Origin of the sequence: Luteolibacter luteus, assembly GCF_012913485.1 — a bacterium.
GTDB lineage: Bacteria > Verrucomicrobiota > Verrucomicrobiia > Verrucomicrobiales > Akkermansiaceae > Haloferula > Haloferula lutea.
Genome location: NZ_CP051774.1, coordinates 2778247 through 2796826 on the forward strand (window position 1 = coordinate 2778247; position 18580 = coordinate 2796826).

Consider the following 18580-nt stretch of genomic DNA (forward strand, 5'->3'; position numbering starts at 1 on the left):
TGGAACGCTTGAAAGATCAAGACGTCGTCTTACGTGGCCCCAGCCGATGACTTTCGGCACGCTGCGTGCAAAGATGGCGGGATGAATGAGCTTCGGCTTCCGACGCAAGCTTCCTCCGTATCCCTTCAGACCGCCCTGACCCGCACGCTCGATGCCGTCTGCGCCTACCAGCAGGCGGCGAGCATTTCCGAGTCCGGACTGCTCTCGGATCTCTGCAAGGAATTCGCCTCGCTGCGCAACGCGCAGGCGGATCGGATCGCGGAGCTGATGGCAGAGGCAGGTGATACCCCGGACTTTGGTTTTAGCCGGGAGGCGGGCTTTCAGCAGATCTGGATGTGCTTGGTAAATCGCCGCTTCCCCACTTTCCGTGAGGGACTTCCGCGGGAATGCGAACGGAGTGATCGCCGCTTGGAAAGGGTACTTCTGCGTCTGTGGAATGACCCCTCGACGGAAGAAGTCCTTCGTCATGAGCTGGATGGTCTGCTCCGCGATGTTCGTGGCGGCCTTGCCCGTCTTCACCAGCTTCAGGGGCCACACGGCCCGGTTCCGATGACCGTTTGATCTGTCGTCTCCGGTTGAAATCCGCAAGACTCGGCCCGGCACTTGCGTTAGTGCTTCGCCCATGACCTTGCTGCGGCTCTCCTTCGTGAGTCTCCTTCTTCCGCTGTCCCTCGCCGCAAATCCGGTGATGGACGGGGCTGATCCGCATGTTTCGGCGGTCGGTCGAGATTACTGGCTCTACCCCACCGAGCCGCGCAGCCGGAACCCTATCTTCGCCGCTTACCGCTCCTCCGATCTGCGGACTTGGAAACGGGAAGGCACGATCCTTGATCTGGACAAGGTCCCTTGGGTCAAGGCCGACGGCGCTCCATGGCATGGTGCGTGGGCTCCCGCGATGGCCGAGAAGCGCGGCAAATTCTACTTCTACTATTCCGTCGGACCGCAGAATCCCACTCCCAGCCGCATCGGCGTCGCTGTGGGGAATAGCCCGGCAGGCCCCTTTACGGATTCCGGCAAGGCCCTCCTCACCGGCGGCGATGGCTTCGAGGCGATCGACCCCATGGTCTTCGTTGATCCCAAAGACGGGAGAGCTTGGTTTTACGCTGGCGGGAGTGCGGGCGCGAAACTGCGGGTCTTTGAAATGGCGGACGACATGATCTCCTTCAAGCGGGAGGTGGATGTCGCCCAACCGGAAAATTTCACGGAGGGAGCCTTCATGCACCTCCGGGACAAGACCTACTACCTCTCCTACAGTCACGGAAAGTGGAACGACTCCAGCTACTCCGTCCACTACGCGACCTCCGATTCCCCCACCGGACCATGGAAATACCGCGGCTGCATCCTGGAGAGCGACGACAAGCACCAAGGGCCCGGGCACCATTCCTTCGTCGAGAACCGCTCCACCCGGGAGTGGTTCATCGTCTATCATCGTTGGGAAACGGGCCGGAAAGACCCACCTTTCCGGGGAGGAAGAAAGCTGGCCGTGGAAAAGGTCGAGTATGACGACAAGGGCCTCATCAAGAAGATCAAGATGACCGATGGGAAGTCCCCCGTGTCTCCGATCCGGCGCTGAGTTCTTCCCTCGGAATTCACACCAGCTTCCCCGGCCCTTCGAAAAAGGAGGAGCAGCTTAACCGAGTGAATCGCTCCGGAGGAAATCCTCTTCGCACCTTGGGTCGCTGGACCGCAGGGAGCGCGATTTTCTTTGCGACGGTCTTCGCATGGATCGTCGGAGCGGTGGTTCTCCTCGTCGCAGCCTTCACCCTGCTCGCTGGATTCGCGTCGAAGACCCGGCTCGCCATCGACGGCCCTGCGGGCGGCAAGCATTCGACATTCGTCGAAATGACCGAGCGCGAGATGGAGTTTATGGTCTCCGACCGCCCTTGGAAATGGAAGCCCGTGAGCCTCGGGACTCTCAGCACGGAGAATCCGCAAGCGCTCGAAGGCTTCTGTTGGAGCGCCGATGGATCCGTCATTGCGCGCGCCTCCGGCCGTTCTCCGGATTCCCGTTTCTTCTCGGTCGCCTATGACTTCAAAGAGCACGAGCTCGTGAAACCGGAAGATGCACGGAACCTCCAGCAGTCCCACGAGCTCATTGCCTCCCTGCTCTCTCAACGCGGCGGCCAAGGTCCCTTCCTCGGCAAAATCGAAGCCGCCGGAGAGGCACCGCTCCCCACCGGATCATGGCTCCTGCCCGGAGGAATCCTCCTCGCCGGAGCCAGCATCTCCTGGGGCCTGATCGGCGGCAGACGCAGCCGCCCATGATTCAATCCCGCAGAGATCCCCTGCGCGTCCTGACTGGCATGGTCGTCGGGGTAGCAACACTCATCATGGCATCCTTCTTTGCGATGATCGGGAGCGAGATCTTTGTGGCTAGGAGAGCACCGGTTGAAGGCGCGGCAGGGCCTAAGAGCAAGGCCTTCGTCGAAATCCGGGAGCGAGGCATGGAATTGTTGGCCTCCGATAAAGCGAAGTCTTCAAAGCCAATCAGCCTCGGACCCTTGCCCGACGAAACCGCCGATCCTCTCCAGATGTTCTGCTGGAGTGCCGATGGTTCGGTGATCGCGAGGGCAACCCGGAAATCCCCGGAAAGCACCACGTTTTCCGTCGCCTACGATTTCGACAAGCATGAGCTTGTTGGGTCCATTTCTCCACACCTCGCCGAAGGGACATCTGACCGGATCACCTCATTACTCGCCGAACGGGGAGGCCAAGCACCCTTCATGGCGGAGATCGGTCCCCGAATCGAAAAGGTGTTCCTCGTATGGGCCTGGCTACCATCTGCTCTTATCCTGTTCTTGGGAGGCCTTATCAGCTGGCGACTCATAAGGAAGAAAGCCTTCCTTCCATGTAGCCACCAGCGACGAATGCCTTCTCATCTGAGGGGGTAAACCCTCCCAAAGGAAAAACGCCTTCCACGTCTTTCACGTAGAAGGCGTTGAATGGATTTCCCGGCAGGCTCTTGAAGCGCTCAAACAAGCGCCGCCGCTTCCTTCTCACGGAAGCGCTTGTACATCGGACACTCAGGAGCAACCTCCCGGACCTCCGTGCACATCGCCGTGTCGTATTTCATCAGCGGCGAAGTCTTCGCGATCTCTACCGCCTCCTCCATGCTGTCGACATCGACCAAAATGTAACCTGCGACTGCCTCTTTCGATTCCACGAAGGGGCCATCGACCACGGAGACATTTCCATTCCGGACATGCACGGTCTTCCCGCCTTCTTCCAGCGGGCTGCCACCAAGGATCTTCCCCTTGCTAGCGAGGTCGTCGAACCAGGCGGTGACGTCATCCATCACCTGCGTGATTTGCGCCGGCGTCATGTCCTTGTCCCACATCCCGTGGCGGAAGAGGAACATATACTGGGACTTCTCCCGCTTCGGATTCTGCTCGGAACCGATGGGATGGTGGGCTTTGAGATTGGGATTGGCCATTGGATGTTCTGTTAGAATTTCATTGGGCCGCCTTTGCGGTCGCGGCGGTTTTCAATTGGGCCAGTCCTTGTTCGAACTGACCGCCCAGCATTTTCTCCATGTCCATGAAAAGACCGAAGGCCTTTCCAACGAAATTGCTCTTCCCGGACATCGTCCAGGTCACGAGCGTCTCGGTGCCTTGTGGCTTGAAGTCGAACTGCACGTCATTCGTCGCAGCCATCGGCTTGATGAAGTCCAGCTTGATGCGCACCAGTTCGTCCGGCTTGCTCTCGGTGATGGTCATCTGGCCTTCACCAACCTGGCTGTTTCCAGCCCAGTGGGAAATGGCACCCGTGCCTGCTGCAGGGCCTTCATAGGTCTGCTTCATCGACGGATCCATCTTCGCCCAAGGGGACCACCCCTCCCAATTCTTCAATTCATTCACCTCCGCGAACACGGTCGCCGGTGGCGCCGGAATCGCCGCGGAACGGCTGATGCGGAAGTCCGAAGGCTGCATGGCAATCACCACGATCAGCACCAGCAGGACCACTGCTAAACCAATAAGGATCTTCTTTAACATGACTGGGAGGGGCGGTTCGTTTTTCTGCTAGAAAGCGGTGGATCAGGCGGCAACAACGACCATCCAGTTCACACCGTACTTGTCCTGCACCACGCCGAAGCAAGGCGAGAAGAAGGTCTTGCCGAGGGGCATCTGGACATTCCCTCCCTCGGCCAGCGCGTTGAAGAACTTGTTTGCCTGCTCTTCGTCCGAAGGCGCTAGTGAGAGCGAAAAGCCATTGAAGCCGGGAGCTCCGCCGCCTTCGCAGCAGCCGAAGTCGGTAGCCATCAACGTCGTCTCCCCGATCTTCACCGCGCCGTGCATGACTTGGTTCGGGTCCATCTGGGGGGCACCTTCGCAGGGCTCCGGGCTGTCCTTGAAGCGCATCAGCATCTCGATCTTGCCGTCGAGAGCCTTGCTGTAAAACTCCAAGGCCTCTTCACAGCGGCCGCCGAATTGGAGGTATGGTTCGATCTTGGTGGCGGTAAGTGTAGCACTCATTTTTTCTTTGGTTCGTTCGATTTCAGCAAGGGATTCATCAACACGACGATCGGCGGGAAAGCCTCAGGACATCGGATTCTCCTTTTCTGAGATTTCCCGTCCTCGCCGGAAAATCAGGCCTTCCCATAAACAATGGTTTTGAAGCCCCCCATCGCCATCTTCGAACAATCGAAGGGCATGTCGTCAGGGGAACACATTTCGGACATCCGCGGATCCGCCATCACCTTCGCGTTCACTTCATCGCGGTGCTCCTTCGAATTGTAAACGATGTAGGCGAAGATCACGGTATCCGCTTCGCCCGCATCGGCGATCTTGTTGAAAGAGACCACGCCTTGGATATTCAGGTCGTCGCCGACGCACTCCCGGTATTCCAGCGCTCCGTATTCGAGCCAGACTTTCGAGGCCTTCTCCGCAATCTCGCGGTACTTCTCCACCTTGTCCTTCGGAAGAGGCAGAACGAATCCATCAACGTAATGTGACATAGCTGTGTCTTGGGGTTTGGTTGGTAATATCGGGAAAGGGATCAATGGTTGCCGCAGCAGCTCTTGCCGTCGCCGCCCTCGTAGCGGTCGTGGAATTTCGGCCACTGTTCGGGATCTTCGTCGCCGCGGCCATTCGGCGTGAGGTCGAGGTAATGGTTGGCGTCGAGGATCTCGTCGAGACCGCGCGCATAAGTGGAATAGGTGTGAAACACGTTCCCTTCCTCGTCCTTGATGAAAACACTCACGCCCGGCAACTCCTCGAAAACATACGGCGAACTCCCGTAGTTGTAGTCGATCTTGCCGCTGGCGAGTTCCTCCTGCGTGAAGCTGACGCCAAAGTCGTAGTTGAAATCCGTGCCATAGGAGGAAACCCAGGGAAATTTCCATTCCATGCGCTCCTTGAAGGGCTGGATGTCCGACCACGGTGCACGAGATACCGCGGTGATCATCACATCCTTGTATTTCAAGTGCATCAACGGGCCGCCAATGTGGTCGGCTTGGAAGGAGCAGCCATGGCAGGCCTCCTTGTCACCCGGTTTGAACATGAGGTGATGGACAATGAGCTGGCTGCGGCCTTGGAAAAGATCAGCCAGGCTTTTCTTCCCATCCGGACCTTCGAAAACGTAGTCCTTCTCGATCTTCACCCACGGAAGTTTCCGGCGCTTCGCGCTGACCTCATCGCGGTGATGCGTGAATTTCTTCTCCTCCAGCAGGAGTTCCTTGCGGGCTTTCAACCACTCTTCGCGGGATACGACAGGATGGCTCCGGGTCTCGGGTTCAGCGGTCTGCGTGCTCATGGTTCGTGCGGTGCTTTGAAGAACGACGAACGAAGCCGTCCTTTCGGGACAACTTTTTGCGGATTTTTCAAAGAAGGCCGGATCGGGGCCTGCCGCAAGAAGAGATCCACTCACATCGCCGTGACCCACGGCGGCAAAACCGTCACAATCGCTCGAATTTCCCGGCCTCGCGGTTCTTACGAACCTTCCCGGCCTCGAAAATCGTGCCGTTCATGGCCAGATAAACACCGCTAGGAATCGATTGCACCGCCCCGAGCGCAAGGCCGAGATTGAAAATTGCATCGGTTACCTTGAAGCGCGCGGGAGCAAGCGCCCCGGTCAGAACGATGGTCTTCCCCGGAATACCAAGCAGGGCCTCCGCGGTGAGGCTCATGGTGTCCGTGCCGTGCGTGATGAGGATTCGGGCTTCTGGCGCTTCCTCGCAGGCCTGGCGGATCAGCGCCCGGTCCTCATCCGTCATTTCGAGGCTGTCCTTCCGCAACAAGGAATGCAGCCGCCACTCTAACGCGACACCTGCTTCGCGGAACACATGGGGCACCGTTGGCTCGCCAATCTCGTATTCCGACGAGGCATCGAAGTACACCTTGTCGATGGTACCGCCGGTGGTCAGGACGAGAACGGGAGCGCTCATGGAAAGGGTGAAATCGCCGGAGCACTACTTCGGCAGGAAATAGCTGCGCTGCTTGTCGGAGATCGGCAGGCCGAGCTTTTCCATGGCCTCCAGCATGTCCTCCCAGACCCGGCGCTTGTCCTGGCTGCCGGAGTTGTTGTGCAGCAGGTAGGCCGGGTGATAGGTCACGCGCACCGGAATTCCCGCGAACTCGTGCCAAGATCCGCGCATCGCGGAGACGGAGCCGGTGAGGCCAAGCAAGCCTTCTGCCGCGGTCCCGCCAAGCGCGATGATGCACTTCGGCTTCACGATCTCCACCTCGGCGCGGATGAAGGAAATGCAGGATGCCATTTCCTCGACGCTCGGCTTGCGGTTGTTCGTCGTCTGACCCGGCATGGCGGGCCGGAATTTGACGATGTTCGAAATGTAGGCGGCTTCGCGGGACAGGCCCATCGCCTTCAGGATCTCGTTGAGCTTCTGGCCTGCCGCGCCCACGAAAGGCTGGCGTTGCTGCTCCTCCTGATAACCGGGAGCCTCGCCGACCAGCATGAGATCGGCCTCCGGGTTTCCGGTGGAAAACACCATCGTGCTGCGGAGGGTGCCGAGCCGCTTGGCGGGCTCCCAATTCTCCGCCTGCGCGGCTAGGGCCGCGATCTTCTGCGCCGCGCTGCCAGCCACGGGAGCGGCAATCACCGGCGCAGCGAAAGTCGTCTTCGCAGGCTCGGCGGCGGCCTCGGAGACAAGAGCTTGCGGCCGCTCGGCCATGGCGGCAGGAGCCGCAGCTTGGGGCGGCGCGGACTCCGCTGCAGCCACCGGCTTCGGGCCGCCTCCGGCTCTCCCGCGGCGGTGCAGCTCCCGGAGCAGCGCTTTCGCCTCGTCATCAAGGTGTACCGTCGTGACCCCGCGCGCCTCCTCGGCACGCAGGAAATCGATCAGGTCATCCACCGGTCGGCTCACGAGGGCGACGCTAGGGGGCGGATCGGGAAGGTGCAACGCCGCTTTCCACGCACACCCGGGATCAGTCCGGGGACCATTGCGAAAAGTTCCCGAAAACCCGCCGCCCCCCTAAAACTCCAGCCATGTTTTTTCATCCTTCCAACCCCCTCCCGTCAGCCCCGGCACCGGCCCGGATCCGCCCCGATCACCTGTTATTTTCCCTGTTATAACAGGCGGAACAGGCGCCTCTCTCCCGACCGTCGATTCCGATTCCTCCCCCCGCTTGTACTTGCCCCCTCCCGCCCATTTGACCCATGTTGCGAGCGCGACTATCGCCTTCACCCATGTTCAATCGCATCGCCAACCTCATCAAAGGATTCGTCGGCCTCTTCATCGGCGGCATCGAGAAGAAGAATCCGGAAGCCCTGCTCGAGGTGGAGAAGGAAAACCTGCGCAAGCAGATCAGCGAGTTCAACCAGGGCTTGGCCGCTCACGCGGGTCTGGTGGAGCGCCTGATGGGCCAGGTGAAGAAGCTCAACAAGGAAGAGGATGAGCTGAAGGCCAAGACCAAGGCTCTCCTCCAAGCCGGCCAGCGCGAAGCCGCGGCCGAAACCGCTCTCCGTTACAAGAACACCGATCAGCAGCATGCTGAACTCGCCGCCCAGCTCGAAAGCGCTGAAACCCGCTACAAGGAACTCGTCCGCGCCCGCGATGTCGCCATCAAGGCCGCCCGCGACAAGATCGAGAGCCTGCGCCGCGGCATCGATGACATGAAGGTGCAGAAAGCCATGGCCGAGCTCAATGAAATGGCCGCCGGCATGGTAGGCTCCTTGGGCGGTTCCGGCGACAACCTCAACCGCCTCGAAGAAATGGTGGAGGAGGAGCGCAGCAAGGCTGCCGGCCGTGCTCGCGTTGCCCGCGACAGCGTCGACATGAGCGGCACCGTCATCAAGGAAGCCGAGCAAAAGGCCCTCGCCGACATGGCGCTCGCCGACTTCGCCGCCTCGGAAGGCATCGCGCTGGAGCCGAAGCAAGGCACCGGCAACTCCGAGACCCCGCCACAGCAGGGCACCATGGGCCCGGTCAGCCAGTAATTTCAGACCGGCACCCTACGACTTCATGGACCCGCAACTTCCCTCGCGCTACCGCGCCCAGCAGTGGTATTCCGCGCCCCGCCTCTGGGAGAAAATTTCACGCTACGCACTGGTCGCCGGTCGCAAGACCGTCCTCACCGCAATCACGCTCTATCACTGCCTGAAAGACAAGGACACGCCTGCTTGGGCAAAGGGCGTGATCATGGGCGCATTGGGCTATCTGGTGCTCCCTGCGGACATGGTTCCGGACATCATCCCGGGCGCAGGCTACGGCGATGATTGGGCAGCGCTCGTCACTGCACTCGCGACCGTGGCCACCTATGTGAAGGACATTCACAAGGTGAAAGCCGCCGCCCAGACCGAGAAGATCTTCGGCCTGAAGGGCCACTGAGCGTGTCATTTCCGAGAGTTTGGCAGGTAGACGGAGTTCAATTGGAGATGCTCCGCTTCGCCGCTTTCGCTTTCCTCTCACTGCTCCCCACACTTCCGGCAGCAGAACGCCCGAATGTCATCGTCATCCTTGCCGATGACATGGGCTTCTCCGATCTCGGTTGCTACGGCAGCGAGATCAACACGCCGAACCTGGATGCGCTGGCCGCAGGCGGAATGCGCTTTTCGCAATTCTACAATTCCGCCCGCTGCTGCCCGACACGCGCCTCCCTGATGACCGGCCTGCATCCGCACCAGACCGGCATCGGACACATGACGGAGGAGCCGGGAGAGAAGATCCCGACGGACCGTCCGCCCGCCTATCAGGCCTATCTGAATCGCAGCAGCGTGACGATCGCGGAGGTGCTGAAGGACACCGGCTACGCCACGCTGATGGCCGGAAAGTGGCACCTGGGCGAAAGCCAGCACGACCGCCTGCCGCTGCAGCGGGGCTTCGATAAATTCTACGGCTGTTACTCCGGCGCGACCCTCTATTTCACCCCGAAGGATCCGCGCGGCATCAGCATGGGAAACGAGCCGGACAAGGAGCTGAAAAGCACCACCGAGCGCCCCTACTACACCACGGATGCCTTCACCGATCACGCGATCCGCTTCATCGGCCAAGAGAATACTTCCGATCCGGAGAAGCCTTTCTTCCTCTACCTCGCCTACACCGCACCGCACTGGCCGATCCAAGCGCACGAAGAAGACATCGCGAAGTATCGCGGCAAGTACAAGGGCGGCTGGGACAAGCTCCGCCAAAGCCGCTACGAGAAACAGATCCGCCTCGGCCTCATCGATCCGAAATGGAAGCTCTCCCCTCGCGATGAACGCGTGCCGGCATGGGATAGCCTCGAACCCGCCAAGCAGGATGAGATGGACCTGCGCATGGCCATCTATGCGGCCATGGTGGATCGCCTCGATCAGAACGTCGGCAAGCTGGTAAGCTTCCTCAAGGAGAAGCAGCTCTTCGACAATACGCTCATCATGTTCCTCGCCGACAACGGTGCCTGCGCGGAAAACGGCATCCTCGGCAACCTCGACGTGAAGGACGTGGCCGCACGAAATTCCGTGTGGAATATTTCCTACGGCACCGCATGGGCGAATGCCTCCAGCACCCCTTTCCGCCTCTACAAACACTTCGCCCACGAAGGCGGCAGCGCGACACCCTTCTTCGCGAGCTGGCCGGCAGGCATCAAGAAGCGTGAAGGATGGTTCCAGCAGCCCGGCCAGATCATCGACATCATGCCGACTCTCGTGGAACTAAGCGGCGCGAAGTATCCCCGGGAGCGTGACGGGAAAGCCATCACGCCCATGCAAGGGATCTCCTTGGTTGCAGCTCTCAAGGGCGGCGACATCAACCGCGGCAAACCGCTCTTTATGGAACACGAAGGCAACGGCTTCCTGCGCGATGGCGATTGGAAGCTCGTGGGACGCGGCGTGGCTCCAGCGGATGGCGTGAAGCCGGACCGTTGGCAGCTTTACAACGTCAAGGAGGACCGCACCGAACTGAACAACCTCGCAAAGGACATGCCGGATAAAGTCGCCGAACTCTCCAAGCAATGGTCCGGGTGGGCCAAGTCTGCCTCAGTCTATCCAAAGCCGGGCGGAGCAGCGGAGTAGTCACGGAATCGACAACACCGCCCCCTGATCGGCACCGCCCACCATCGCCGCATAGCGGCCAAGATAGCCGCTTCTCGCCTTCGGCTGAGGTGCTGTCCATCGCGCACGTCGCGCTGCAATCTCCTCTTCTGGCACTAGAAGATGGATGCTGCGTTGTGGAATATCGATCGCGATGAGATCACCGGGTTCCACCAGGGCGATAGGACCGCCTGCTGCTGCCTCCGGGCACACGTGTCCGATCGCACCGCCGCGGGTGGCACCGGAAAAACGTCCGTCCGTGATCAAGGCCACGGATTCCGAAAGCCCGCGCCCGGCGATCGCTGAAGTAGGGGCCAGCATCTCGGGCATGCCGGGACCGCCTTTCGGGCCTTCGTATCGGATCACCACCACGTCCCCGGCCTTCACCTGGCCGGTAAGGATGCCGGTGGTGGCTTCCTCGCCGGACTCGAACACCACCGCGGGCCCGGTGAATTTCATCATCGCCGGACTCACCCCGGCGGATTTCACCACGCATCCACCGGGTGCGATGTTCCCATGGAGAACCGAGAGCCCGCCTCTTGTGGAATAAGCTCTTTCCACCGGCCGGATCACTTCGCGGTCCTTCACCTCTGCCACCGAAAGCGTCTCTCCAATCGTGAGGCCGCTTGCGGTCAAAGCATCCAGGTGAAGGACTCCCGGAATTTCCGCGAGGGTCTTCAGAATCGCAAAGATGCCCCCTGCCCGATCGATGTCCTCCATATAATGCTTTCCCGAAGGCGCCACCTTGCACAGATGCGGCACACGCTCGGCCATCTCGTTAAAATCCTCCATTCCAAGAGGGACTCCGGCTTCACGCGCCACGGCAATCGTGTGCAGGATCGTGTTCGAGGATCCGCCCATCGCCATATCCAAGGCGATGGCATTCTGAAAGGCCTCCCGCGTCAGCAGGTCGGAGGGCTTCACGCCATCGCGCACCAGGCGGATGATGGTTCTGCCGGCCCGCTCAAACAAAGCATCGCGCGCCGGATCCGTGGCGAGGATCGAGCCATTGCCAGGCAACGCGAGTCCCAGGGCTTCGCAAAGGCAGTTCATCGAATTCGCCGTGAACATCCCGGAGCAGGAACCGCAGGTGGGGCAGGCATTCTTTTCAATCGTACCGAGTTGTTCCTCGGTAATCGCATTCGCCGAAAGCTTGCCCACCGCCTCGAACACCGAAGCAAGGTCCAGCGACTCACCCGTCACCGGATTCCTGCCGGACTGCATCGGCCCGCCCGAAACGAAAACGGTGGGAATATTCACCCGCGCGGCACCCATCATCATGCCGGGCACGATCTTGTCGCAGTTCGGGATGCACACCACGCCGTCGAAGCAATGGGCCCGCAACATCGTCTCAATGCTATCCGCAATAATTTCACGCGAGGCCAGAGAGTAGCGCATCCCTCCATGCCCCATCGCGATTCCATCGTCCACGCCGATGCAATTGAACTCAAAGGGCACACCTCCCGTAGCGCGGATGGCTTCGCGCACTTTCCGGCCCACCACGTCCAGATGGGCATGGCCGGGGATGATCTGGACGAAGGAATTCGCCACCGCGATGAAGGGTTTCTCCCAATCCTCTTCGGACCGGATCGCACCGGTCGCACGCAGCAGGCTGCGATGCGGCGCGCGGATCGCACCCTTCTTGATCATGTCGCTGATTGCCATGACGGGAGGATCCAAGTATCCCGATATATTGGAATGACTCCTTTGGTCGCTATGTGATACTATTTCGGTATGGATTGTTCGTTCCGGGAATTGGAGTGCTTCCTCGCCGTGGCCGAGGAGTTGTCGTTCACCCGTGCGGCAAAACGCCTGAACCTCGCGCAGCCGCCCTTGTCCCGCCACATCCGGACCTTGGAGGATAAAATCGGCGCGCGCCTCTTCATCCGCGAGCCACGGGGCGTTTCGCTCACCGCGGCGGGCGACCGCTTCTACGAGGAAACGCGGACCATCCCCGGGAAGCTGTCGCAGGCCGGAGAAGCCGCGAAGCGCACCGCGGCGGGCGAAATTTCGCGCCTGCGGATCGGCTTCGTCAGTGCCGTCATGAGCGATGGCCTGCTCTCCGTGCTCAAGCGCTTCCGCGCATCGGCTCCCGGAGTGCAGATTCTTCTGCAAGACATGCCACCGAACGAGCAGATCCGCGCGATCATGGAAGGGAAGCTCGATGGAGGCTTCGTGGGCATCGAGGAACCGCGAGAACTCGGAGGCATCGAGATCATGCCTTGGCTTCGCGAGCCGCTGCAGTGCTTCGTCCCGTCCGACCACCCTCTTGCACAACGAAGCCGCATTTCCCTGAAGGACCTCTCTGCCGAACCATTCGTGGCCGTGGCACACGAAGCCGCGCCCTCCTTCTCGAATCTGGTCAGGCGACTATGCGGCGATGTGGGCTTCCGACCACGCGTCGTTTTGGAATCCCATCGCGCGCAAGCGGTAGTCGTGATGGTGGCCGCAGGATCCGGGATCGCGATCTTGCCCTCCGCCTTGGAACGCGTCGCCGGAAGCGGGGTAAAGGCGATCCCTTTCAAGGAGCGCCTCACGATCACGCATCACTTCGCCCGGAGATCAGGCAAGGCCGAAGGCCCGATGCGGGACTTCGGCCATGCCTTGAAAAATTCGACTCGCTAGAAGCCTCAGTTATTCGCGGCCTCCGGATTCGATTGCAGGTAGGAGTCCACGTCCGCGGTCACCACCAGTTTGCCATGCATGATGGCCCAGTGACCCGGGAAGGTGCAGACGAATTCATAGACACCTTCCTTTTGCGGGGCCGTGATGCTGATCGTTTCCTTCTGGCCGGCCTCAATCAGCTTGGTGGCGGCAATGACCCGCGAGTCCTTGTCCGGCACGTAAGCACGGCCCTTGCTGTCCAGCTTGTCGGGCGCTTGGGCCTGCACCGATTCGGCCACGGCTTGATAGGATCCCGGCTGAACGATCACCAGGTTGTGCGGCATGTTATCCGGATTCTCGAAGATGATCTGGAAGGGCTTGCCCGCCTCCACCACCATGCGCGTGGTGTCGAAGCGCAGTTGTTCGCGCACCGCTTTCACCACGTAAACATTCACGCGCAGGTCCTTCAGCACCTTCCGCGCAATGTTTGCACGATCCGGATTCATCAGTGAGGTGAGATCGTTCGCAACTTGGACCACTTGGATGTAGTCCTGCGAGTTGCGATCTTCGACAGGTACCTTCTTCGCCCAATTCACAAGGCCACCGGCGGCACCATCCGCCAAATCCTTCGACCACGAGGCACGCGGGAGCTGGGAAATCGCCGAGGCAGCAGCAACCACTTGCTGGTCCTTTCTGATCAGCTCAGCAAGGGCAGCAAAGACCTTTTCCGGCTCCTTGCCCAGGCTCACCAAGGCGTGGATGGTTGCGCGGCGGATGCCACCCGCGGGATCGCTCGGAGGCACGTCGATCTTGCTGGAAAGCTTCGGGGCGGGATTGCCTGCCTTCGTGAACAGCTCTTTCCGCTCGGAATCGAGCACCGTGAGGGTGAAGCCATCGAGACGTTCTTCGTAGCCCGCACGGTTGAAGACCGACACGCTGGACACCGCCTGGCCGCTCTTCAAATCGACTTCCCACCACGGATGGTCCTCGCCTTCCTCACTGTGGGTCTGGGTTCCGGAATTGTACTCGGGATCGGTTCCGCCATCGATCGCGTTCTGTGCCCGGCCATCATGGTCGGTGGAGGATTGCCTTGCAGATCCCTTGAGCGCGACGTTCTCCCCATTGGCCATCACCTGCACTTCGGCCAGGGTCAGCGTTCCAGTGCGCGGAAGCTCGATGCGTACATAACGGGCATCTCCGGTCTTCTGCTTTGCGAGACCCGCCGCAATTTCCGGAGGCAGCGAGGAAAGCAGCGGCATCACCTTGTCGAAGGCGGTGCCACGGATGGCCTGATCGCTCACAAGAGGCAAGGCACTAAGGAAGTCCGTCAGCGCACCCGGCGACTTCACAGCCGCACTCCAAGCCGGATCAATGCCGCCATCGGTAACGATCAAGGCAGCCAAGGCAGCCTGGCGGACCTTGTCCACATTCTGGCGATCAACGAGCTTCTCCAACGCCGACCGCGAATTCTTCAGGTCAGCTGCCGGCTGGGCCAAAAGCATGCGGCACAAGTCGGCAGTGGCACTACCGCCGTTCTTCGCCAAGGGAGCAAGCGTCGCGAGCAGCGCTTCGATCTGGGAGCTGCCTTTCAGCTTGGCCAGCTCCACCAGCGCTTCCGCACGCTGCGTCTCCGGCACATCGGGACGGGTCAGCATCGCCGTCAGCGTGACGGGCGACTTCGGCAGCTTCGCCAGGTCGGCGCTGCTCACGGAGCCCATCACATACTCGATGCCTTCCGGATTATCGGCGGCAAGAGCTTTGCCATCGGAGATCGCCTGCTTCCACCACGGTGTGAGCTGGCGCATCGTTTCCTTGAGACAATAGGTGATGTAATAATCCTGCGGATGCTTCAGCGCGGTGAGCGCGGCATCGGCTGCTTCCCATTGACGGAAATAGCTGGCCACCCGGATCGCCTCCAGGCGCACGCGCGGAGCTTCGTCATCGGCGGCGACCTTCAGCAGCGCAAGGGCCTCCGGCACGCGATCCCGCCAATAGCCCATCACGCGAACTCCCTGGGCTCGGGCACGAGGATCCGGAGACTTCAGCACGCGGTTCAGCAAATCGAGATCCACCACGTTATGCCACTGATGAACCCAGAGGGCTTCCAGCATGTGGTGCTCGAAGGCGGGGTCCTTCGAATCGAGCGTGGTGATCCATGCCTTCACGCCGCGGATCACTTCCTTCGAGTCACGGTTGCCAAGCTCGATCTTCGCGCGCATCCGCACATCGTTCTCAGGCTCCTTGAGCAGCTCAAGCAGGGCAGCCACCGGCTCGCCGTAGACCTTCTTCGGCGTCAACAGCGGACGACCCTCATAGGTGATGCGATATAGGCGGCCGTGCTGGTGGTCGCGATTCGGGTCGCGCAGGTGGTGCTGCAAGTGACCGATCAACATCTGCGACCAGTCCATGAAGTAGAGCGAACCGTCCGGTGCCACGGTGATGCCGGAGGGACGGAAGTTCGGGTTCTTCTCAATGTCCGTCGCGAGCAGATGCTCGAGCGTCTCGCCCTTGATGCCGGATCCTTCCTCTGTCAGCTTCGCACGGAAGATGCCTTGGATACTGATCACATTCGTGTTCAGGAAAAGGCCCTGCCAATCGTCCGGGAAATGGCGGCTGCTCAGAATCGCGGTTCCCGGGCAGGGACGCGAAGGACGATTCCAGAAGCGCTGCATGCCGGGGTGCGCTCCGGAATCCAGATGACCGCTCATCGCCGGACCGAAATAGTTGTCGTTGCCCGTGGCGTCCGTGATCAGGTCATTGCCCCAATAGTCGAATACGCGGCCGTGCGGGTTTGCAAAGCCATAGGGCGCGTGACGCATGAACTTCCCGGTATTGGGCTCGTAGCGATAGATCGCACCGTCCTGGTTGCGGATCGGGCCGTTGAAGGTCTCCACGTTGCTGCGATGGAAAATGCCATCGCTGAGATAGACCGCGCCTCCCGGCTCGAGGCACATGGAGTTGGTCTCATGGTGGGAGTCCGCAGCGTCGAGGCCATGGAGCACTCGCTCCTTCTGGTCGGCCTTCCCGTCACCATCGCTATCGCGCAGGAACCACAAATCCGGCGATTGCATCAGCAGCACGCCATCCTTGTAGAATTGGAAACCGGTCGGGCAATTCAGGCCATCGGCGAAGACCGTGGTCTTGGCCACCTTGCCGGTCTTCGGGTCGAGGTCGAGGACCAGGAGCTTGTCGAAATTCGTCGTTGTGGGCGAAGTCTCCGGATAGGCCGGCCATGCCGCGATCCACAGGCGGCCCTTTGTATCGAAGTTCATCTGCACCGGATTGATCAGCTCCGGCACGGTCTTTTCCGAAGCAATCAGCTCGATCTTGAGACCTGGCGGGGTCTTCAGATGTTTGATCGCTTCCTCCGGATCCATGTACGGCACCTCGTCTTTCCGGTTCGGCGGCACCAGATTGACCTTCGGCAGATTGTCATCGGCAACCTTGAGATCGCCGCCCTTTGCGATAGCCCACACGCGCTTGTCCCGGTTCGCGGTCTTCACATCGCGCTGCGCCATTTCTTCCCCGAGAGTGGAGGCATTGGTCACACCCTCATAGGCGATGCGCGAGCGATCCCCGTAGATGTTGTACTGGTCGACCGTACGATACCGGTGGTGCCACTCGTTGTTCTTATCGAGCACGGCCTCGCGAACCTTCCCTATGAGGGGGTCATCAAGAGCAGGCGCTTCTTTTCCGAAGAGCGCCTGGAACTGCACCGGAGCCAGTTGGCGATCACCCTCTTCCGTCAGGTGGATGCCATTGATGGTGAGAGGAGATCCTGCCTTCGAATAAAGGTCCTTGGAGGGGGTGTAGAGATCCACAAACGGAACACCCTTTGCCTTAGCCACCTCGGCCATGGCCTTGGTGTAGAGCTCCAAGTTCGCGTTGTTGTCCGCGCCATCGGAGAAATCCGGATTCTTCAGGTCTTCCTGCGCGATGGGCGAGAAGAGCACCAGCTGAGGGGCTCCTTGACCGCTGTAGTTGGCAGCCTTTTGCGAATCGAGGTAGCTGCCGAGGTCGGCCTTGAACTTCTCCAGGCCTTCCGGGCCACGGAAGGATTCGTTGAAGCCCCAATAGGCGAAAATCACATTCGCGCCGAAATCGGTGCCGGCCTTGTAGATCACCTTTGGCTTCCCGGGGACGACGTAGTCGCCCTTCTTCATCGAGAGAAAGTATTCCAAGGGAGGAACGTCAGCCGAACGAGGCCGAACATTCACTTCATCCGCCGCGAAACCGAAATTGCGGACGGTGAGATTGAGGTCGGGATAGGCGCGATGAATGAAGGTTTCCAGCCACGCATGGTGCTGTTGCCGGTCAGCCAAGCCGCTTCCCACGATGGCGATGTTGTCGCCCTTCTTCAATTGAACCAAGGGTTCCGCGGCGTACGCCGTGCCTACGCAAACGACGCTGACGCTAGCCAAACCAAGAGGAATAGATCGGGAGAAGAAGCTCATGGGTTAAAAACGGGTTTGCAAAAGCATTTTATTAGCCAAAAAGTGCCTAAGAGTCAAATCTGCAAGGCTTACGTGTCCGACAGATCTGAATCTTTCGCTGGTTTCCGCGCGTTCATCCAGTCGCCACAATGGGTGACAACGCACGAATTTTTCACTGAAGGTTTACGTTACACTGGTGGTATTCCTTCCCGCGCACCCGCTTCGCCATGTTTCGTCTCGCTCTTGTTTTGCCGCTGGTGACCACGCTCCATGCGGGCGTCGGTATCGACATTGATGCCTTCGGGAAGAGTCTCGGCGGCTGGAACGTCAAATCGAAGTCCGCCTGTGACTACGATCTTTCGGGGTCGGAATACCGCACCTACAAGCCGGAACTGACGCCCACGCCCGACGGCGGGGTGTTCGCTTCGATCCGGATCGACCATCGCCGTGGCTGGCTGGCCAGTGATGACCACGCGGTGCTGGAAGTTACCATCACCAAGGAAGGGACGATCGCCAGCGCCCAGTCGAATCTGGCGCTCCAGGGGCGCACGATTTCCAGCGACGTGATCCGCACCGGGGGAACCGTCGGTGGCGGAGTTCCGGGAGTCGGGGCAGCGGTGAAGGTTGGCGCTGACCTGACGGCGGACCTTTCCTCGAAGCTGCTGCGGGAAAAAGTGGTCGAACCCGGCCGGGTGAATTTCCCGGCGGCGGTGCGGCACAACTATAACCTTCTTTTCCAAGCAATCCGGACGGAGGCCAACGCGGTGGCGGCAACTACCGCCGCGCCACCCGCCGCCGCCACACCATCTCCCGCGGCACCACCAGCCGCAGCTACACCATCTCCTGCCGCTCCGGCGGAAGCGAAGCCCGCCGAGGTCAAAAAAGAGGAGCCCAAGAAGGAAGAGGCGAAGAAGGATGAGCCGAAAAAAGAAGAGCCTCCCAAGCCAGCGGCTCCCGAGTCTTCCAAGCTCGAGGTGAAGAGCGTCAGCGGCGAGACGATCCAGCTGAAGAAGTAGGCCGGGAGAAGAAGTGCGTGGCGGATACGCCAAGCTTAACAAGAACGGACGGGCTAATGCCCGTCC

Annotated in this window: 18 protein-coding genes; 9 read left to right on the forward strand and 9 right to left on the reverse strand. The window is 60.4% G+C overall.

Annotated features, from left to right (window positions below; genetic code table 11):
- Positions 1–81 precede the first annotated feature (81 nt).
- From HHL09_RS11635 to HHL09_RS11650, 4 genes are all read left to right on the forward strand, one after another.
- Positions 82–561 carry a ferritin family protein gene (locus tag HHL09_RS11635; RefSeq protein ID WP_169454806.1) on the forward strand — a complete coding sequence of 160 codons (480 nt, stop codon included), beginning with the start codon at positions 82–84 and terminating at the stop codon, positions 559–561.
- 85 nt (positions 562–646) lie between these two features.
- Positions 647–1573: a family 43 glycosylhydrolase gene (locus HHL09_RS11640; RefSeq protein WP_205761036.1), complete on the forward strand. Its 927-nt coding sequence runs from the start codon at positions 647–649 to the stop codon at positions 1571–1573.
- Positions 1574–1638: 65 nt separating this feature from the next.
- Positions 1639–2265, forward strand: a complete 627-nt coding sequence (locus HHL09_RS11645; RefSeq protein WP_169454808.1) for a hypothetical protein — start codon at positions 1639–1641, stop codon at positions 2263–2265.
- A 65-nt stretch (positions 2266–2330) separates the two neighbouring features.
- Positions 2331–2891, forward strand: a complete 561-nt coding sequence (locus HHL09_RS11650) for a hypothetical protein (RefSeq protein WP_169454809.1) — start codon at positions 2331–2333, stop codon at positions 2889–2891.
- Positions 2892–2971: 80 nt separating this feature from the next.
- On the opposite strand, the gene HHL09_RS11655 is transcribed toward HHL09_RS11650, so the two are convergent.
- The 7 genes from HHL09_RS11655 to HHL09_RS11685 all read right to left on the reverse strand — a co-directional run bounded on the left by HHL09_RS11655 (position 2972) and on the right by HHL09_RS11685 (position 7318).
- Entirely contained in the window at positions 2972–3433 is a 462-nt protein-coding gene (locus HHL09_RS11655; RefSeq protein ID WP_169454810.1) for a YciI family protein, read from the reverse strand.
- Between the two features lie 19 nt (positions 3434–3452).
- Complete coding sequence (locus tag HHL09_RS11660; RefSeq protein ID WP_169454811.1) at positions 3453–3992, reverse strand: SRPBCC family protein; 540 nt, start codon at positions 3990–3992, stop codon at positions 3453–3455.
- Positions 3993–4034: 42 nt separating this feature from the next.
- Positions 4035–4472: a VOC family protein gene (locus HHL09_RS11665; protein WP_169454812.1), complete on the reverse strand. Its 438-nt coding sequence runs from the start codon at positions 4470–4472 to the stop codon at positions 4035–4037.
- A gap of 113 nt (positions 4473–4585) precedes the next feature.
- The gene (locus tag HHL09_RS11670; protein ID WP_169454813.1) at positions 4586–4954 is read right to left on the reverse strand and encodes a DUF1428 domain-containing protein; all 369 of its coding nucleotides are present in this window, start codon (positions 4952–4954) and stop codon (positions 4586–4588) included.
- 41 nt (positions 4955–4995) lie between these two features.
- A complete protein-coding gene (locus HHL09_RS11675; protein ID WP_169454814.1) occupies positions 4996–5751 on the reverse strand; it encodes a DUF899 domain-containing protein in 756 nt (251 codons plus the stop codon).
- 142 nt (positions 5752–5893) lie between these two features.
- Entirely contained in the window at positions 5894–6382 is a 489-nt protein-coding gene (locus HHL09_RS11680) for an asparaginase domain-containing protein (protein WP_169454815.1), read from the reverse strand.
- Between the two features lie 24 nt (positions 6383–6406).
- Positions 6407–7318, reverse strand: coding sequence for a uracil-DNA glycosylase (locus HHL09_RS11685; RefSeq protein WP_169454816.1), 912 nt, complete (start codon positions 7316–7318; stop codon positions 6407–6409).
- A gap of 323 nt (positions 7319–7641) precedes the next feature.
- Between HHL09_RS11685 and HHL09_RS11690 the strand changes: the two genes are divergently transcribed.
- Genes HHL09_RS11690 through HHL09_RS11700 form a run of 3 tightly spaced genes read left to right on the forward strand, consistent with a single transcriptional unit; the run spans position 7642 to position 10443 of the window.
- Positions 7642–8391, forward strand: a complete 750-nt coding sequence (locus HHL09_RS11690; RefSeq protein WP_169454817.1) for a PspA/IM30 family protein — start codon at positions 7642–7644, stop codon at positions 8389–8391.
- A gap of 25 nt (positions 8392–8416) precedes the next feature.
- Positions 8417–8782 carry a YkvA family protein gene (locus tag HHL09_RS11695; protein ID WP_169454818.1) on the forward strand — a complete coding sequence of 122 codons (366 nt, stop codon included), beginning with the start codon at positions 8417–8419 and terminating at the stop codon, positions 8780–8782.
- Between the two features lie 47 nt (positions 8783–8829).
- The gene (locus tag HHL09_RS11700; RefSeq protein ID WP_169454819.1) at positions 8830–10443 is read left to right on the forward strand and encodes an arylsulfatase; all 1614 of its coding nucleotides are present in this window, start codon (positions 8830–8832) and stop codon (positions 10441–10443) included.
- Here the strand turns inward: HHL09_RS11700 and ilvD are convergent, their stop codons facing one another.
- Complete coding sequence (gene ilvD, locus HHL09_RS11705) at positions 10444–12126, reverse strand: dihydroxy-acid dehydratase (protein WP_169454820.1); 1683 nt, start codon at positions 12124–12126, stop codon at positions 10444–10446.
- Positions 12127–12195: 69 nt separating this feature from the next.
- On the opposite strand from ilvD, the gene HHL09_RS11710 reads away from it, so the two are divergent.
- Positions 12196–13086: a LysR substrate-binding domain-containing protein gene (locus HHL09_RS11710; protein WP_169454821.1), complete on the forward strand. Its 891-nt coding sequence runs from the start codon at positions 12196–12198 to the stop codon at positions 13084–13086.
- 5 nt (positions 13087–13091) lie between these two features.
- Here the strand turns inward: HHL09_RS11710 and HHL09_RS11715 are convergent, their stop codons facing one another.
- Positions 13092–17519: a DUF7133 domain-containing protein gene (locus tag HHL09_RS11715; protein WP_169454822.1), complete on the reverse strand. Its 4428-nt coding sequence runs from the start codon at positions 17517–17519 to the stop codon at positions 13092–13094.
- A 206-nt stretch (positions 17520–17725) separates the two neighbouring features.
- Here HHL09_RS11715 and HHL09_RS26405 point away from each other — a divergent pair, with 206 nt between their 5' ends.
- Positions 17726–18514 carry a hypothetical protein gene (locus HHL09_RS26405; RefSeq protein ID WP_205761037.1) on the forward strand — a complete coding sequence of 263 codons (789 nt, stop codon included), beginning with the start codon at positions 17726–17728 and terminating at the stop codon, positions 18512–18514.
- Positions 18515–18580 lie beyond the last annotated feature (66 nt).

Coding starts and splice junctions, on each gene's coding strand:
- HHL09_RS11665 (WP_169454812.1), bottom strand. CDS start 4,472: ATGAGTGCTACACTTACCGCCACCAAGATCGAACCATACCTCCAATTC.
- HHL09_RS11660 (WP_169454811.1), bottom strand. CDS start 3,992: ATGTTAAAGAAGATCCTTATTGGTTTAGCAGTGGTCCTGCTGGTGCTG.
- HHL09_RS11635 (WP_169454806.1), top strand. CDS start 82: ATGAATGAGCTTCGGCTTCCGACGCAAGCTTCCTCCGTATCCCTTCAG.
- ilvD (WP_169454820.1), bottom strand. CDS start 12,126: ATGGCAATCAGCGACATGATCAAGAAGGGTGCGATCCGCGCGCCGCAT.
- HHL09_RS11700 (WP_169454819.1), top strand. CDS start 8,830: ATGCTCCGCTTCGCCGCTTTCGCTTTCCTCTCACTGCTCCCCACACTT.
- HHL09_RS11670 (WP_169454813.1), bottom strand. CDS start 4,954: ATGTCACATTACGTTGATGGATTCGTTCTGCCTCTTCCGAAGGACAAG.
- HHL09_RS11675 (WP_169454814.1), bottom strand. CDS start 5,751: ATGAGCACGCAGACCGCTGAACCCGAGACCCGGAGCCATCCTGTCGTA.
- HHL09_RS11695 (WP_169454818.1), top strand. CDS start 8,417: ATGGACCCGCAACTTCCCTCGCGCTACCGCGCCCAGCAGTGGTATTCC.
- HHL09_RS11710 (WP_169454821.1), top strand. CDS start 12,196: ATGGATTGTTCGTTCCGGGAATTGGAGTGCTTCCTCGCCGTGGCCGAG.
- HHL09_RS11655 (WP_169454810.1), bottom strand. CDS start 3,433: ATGGCCAATCCCAATCTCAAAGCCCACCATCCCATCGGTTCCGAGCAG.
- HHL09_RS11680 (WP_169454815.1), bottom strand. CDS start 6,382: ATGAGCGCTCCCGTTCTCGTCCTGACCACCGGCGGTACCATCGACAAG.
- HHL09_RS26405 (WP_205761037.1), top strand. CDS start 17,726: ATGTTTCGTCTCGCTCTTGTTTTGCCGCTGGTGACCACGCTCCATGCG.
- HHL09_RS11690 (WP_169454817.1), top strand. CDS start 7,642: ATGTTCAATCGCATCGCCAACCTCATCAAAGGATTCGTCGGCCTCTTC.
- HHL09_RS11715 (WP_169454822.1), bottom strand. CDS start 17,519: ATGAGCTTCTTCTCCCGATCTATTCCTCTTGGTTTGGCTAGCGTCAGC.
- HHL09_RS11650 (WP_169454809.1), top strand. CDS start 2,331: ATGGCATCCTTCTTTGCGATGATCGGGAGCGAGATCTTTGTGGCTAGG.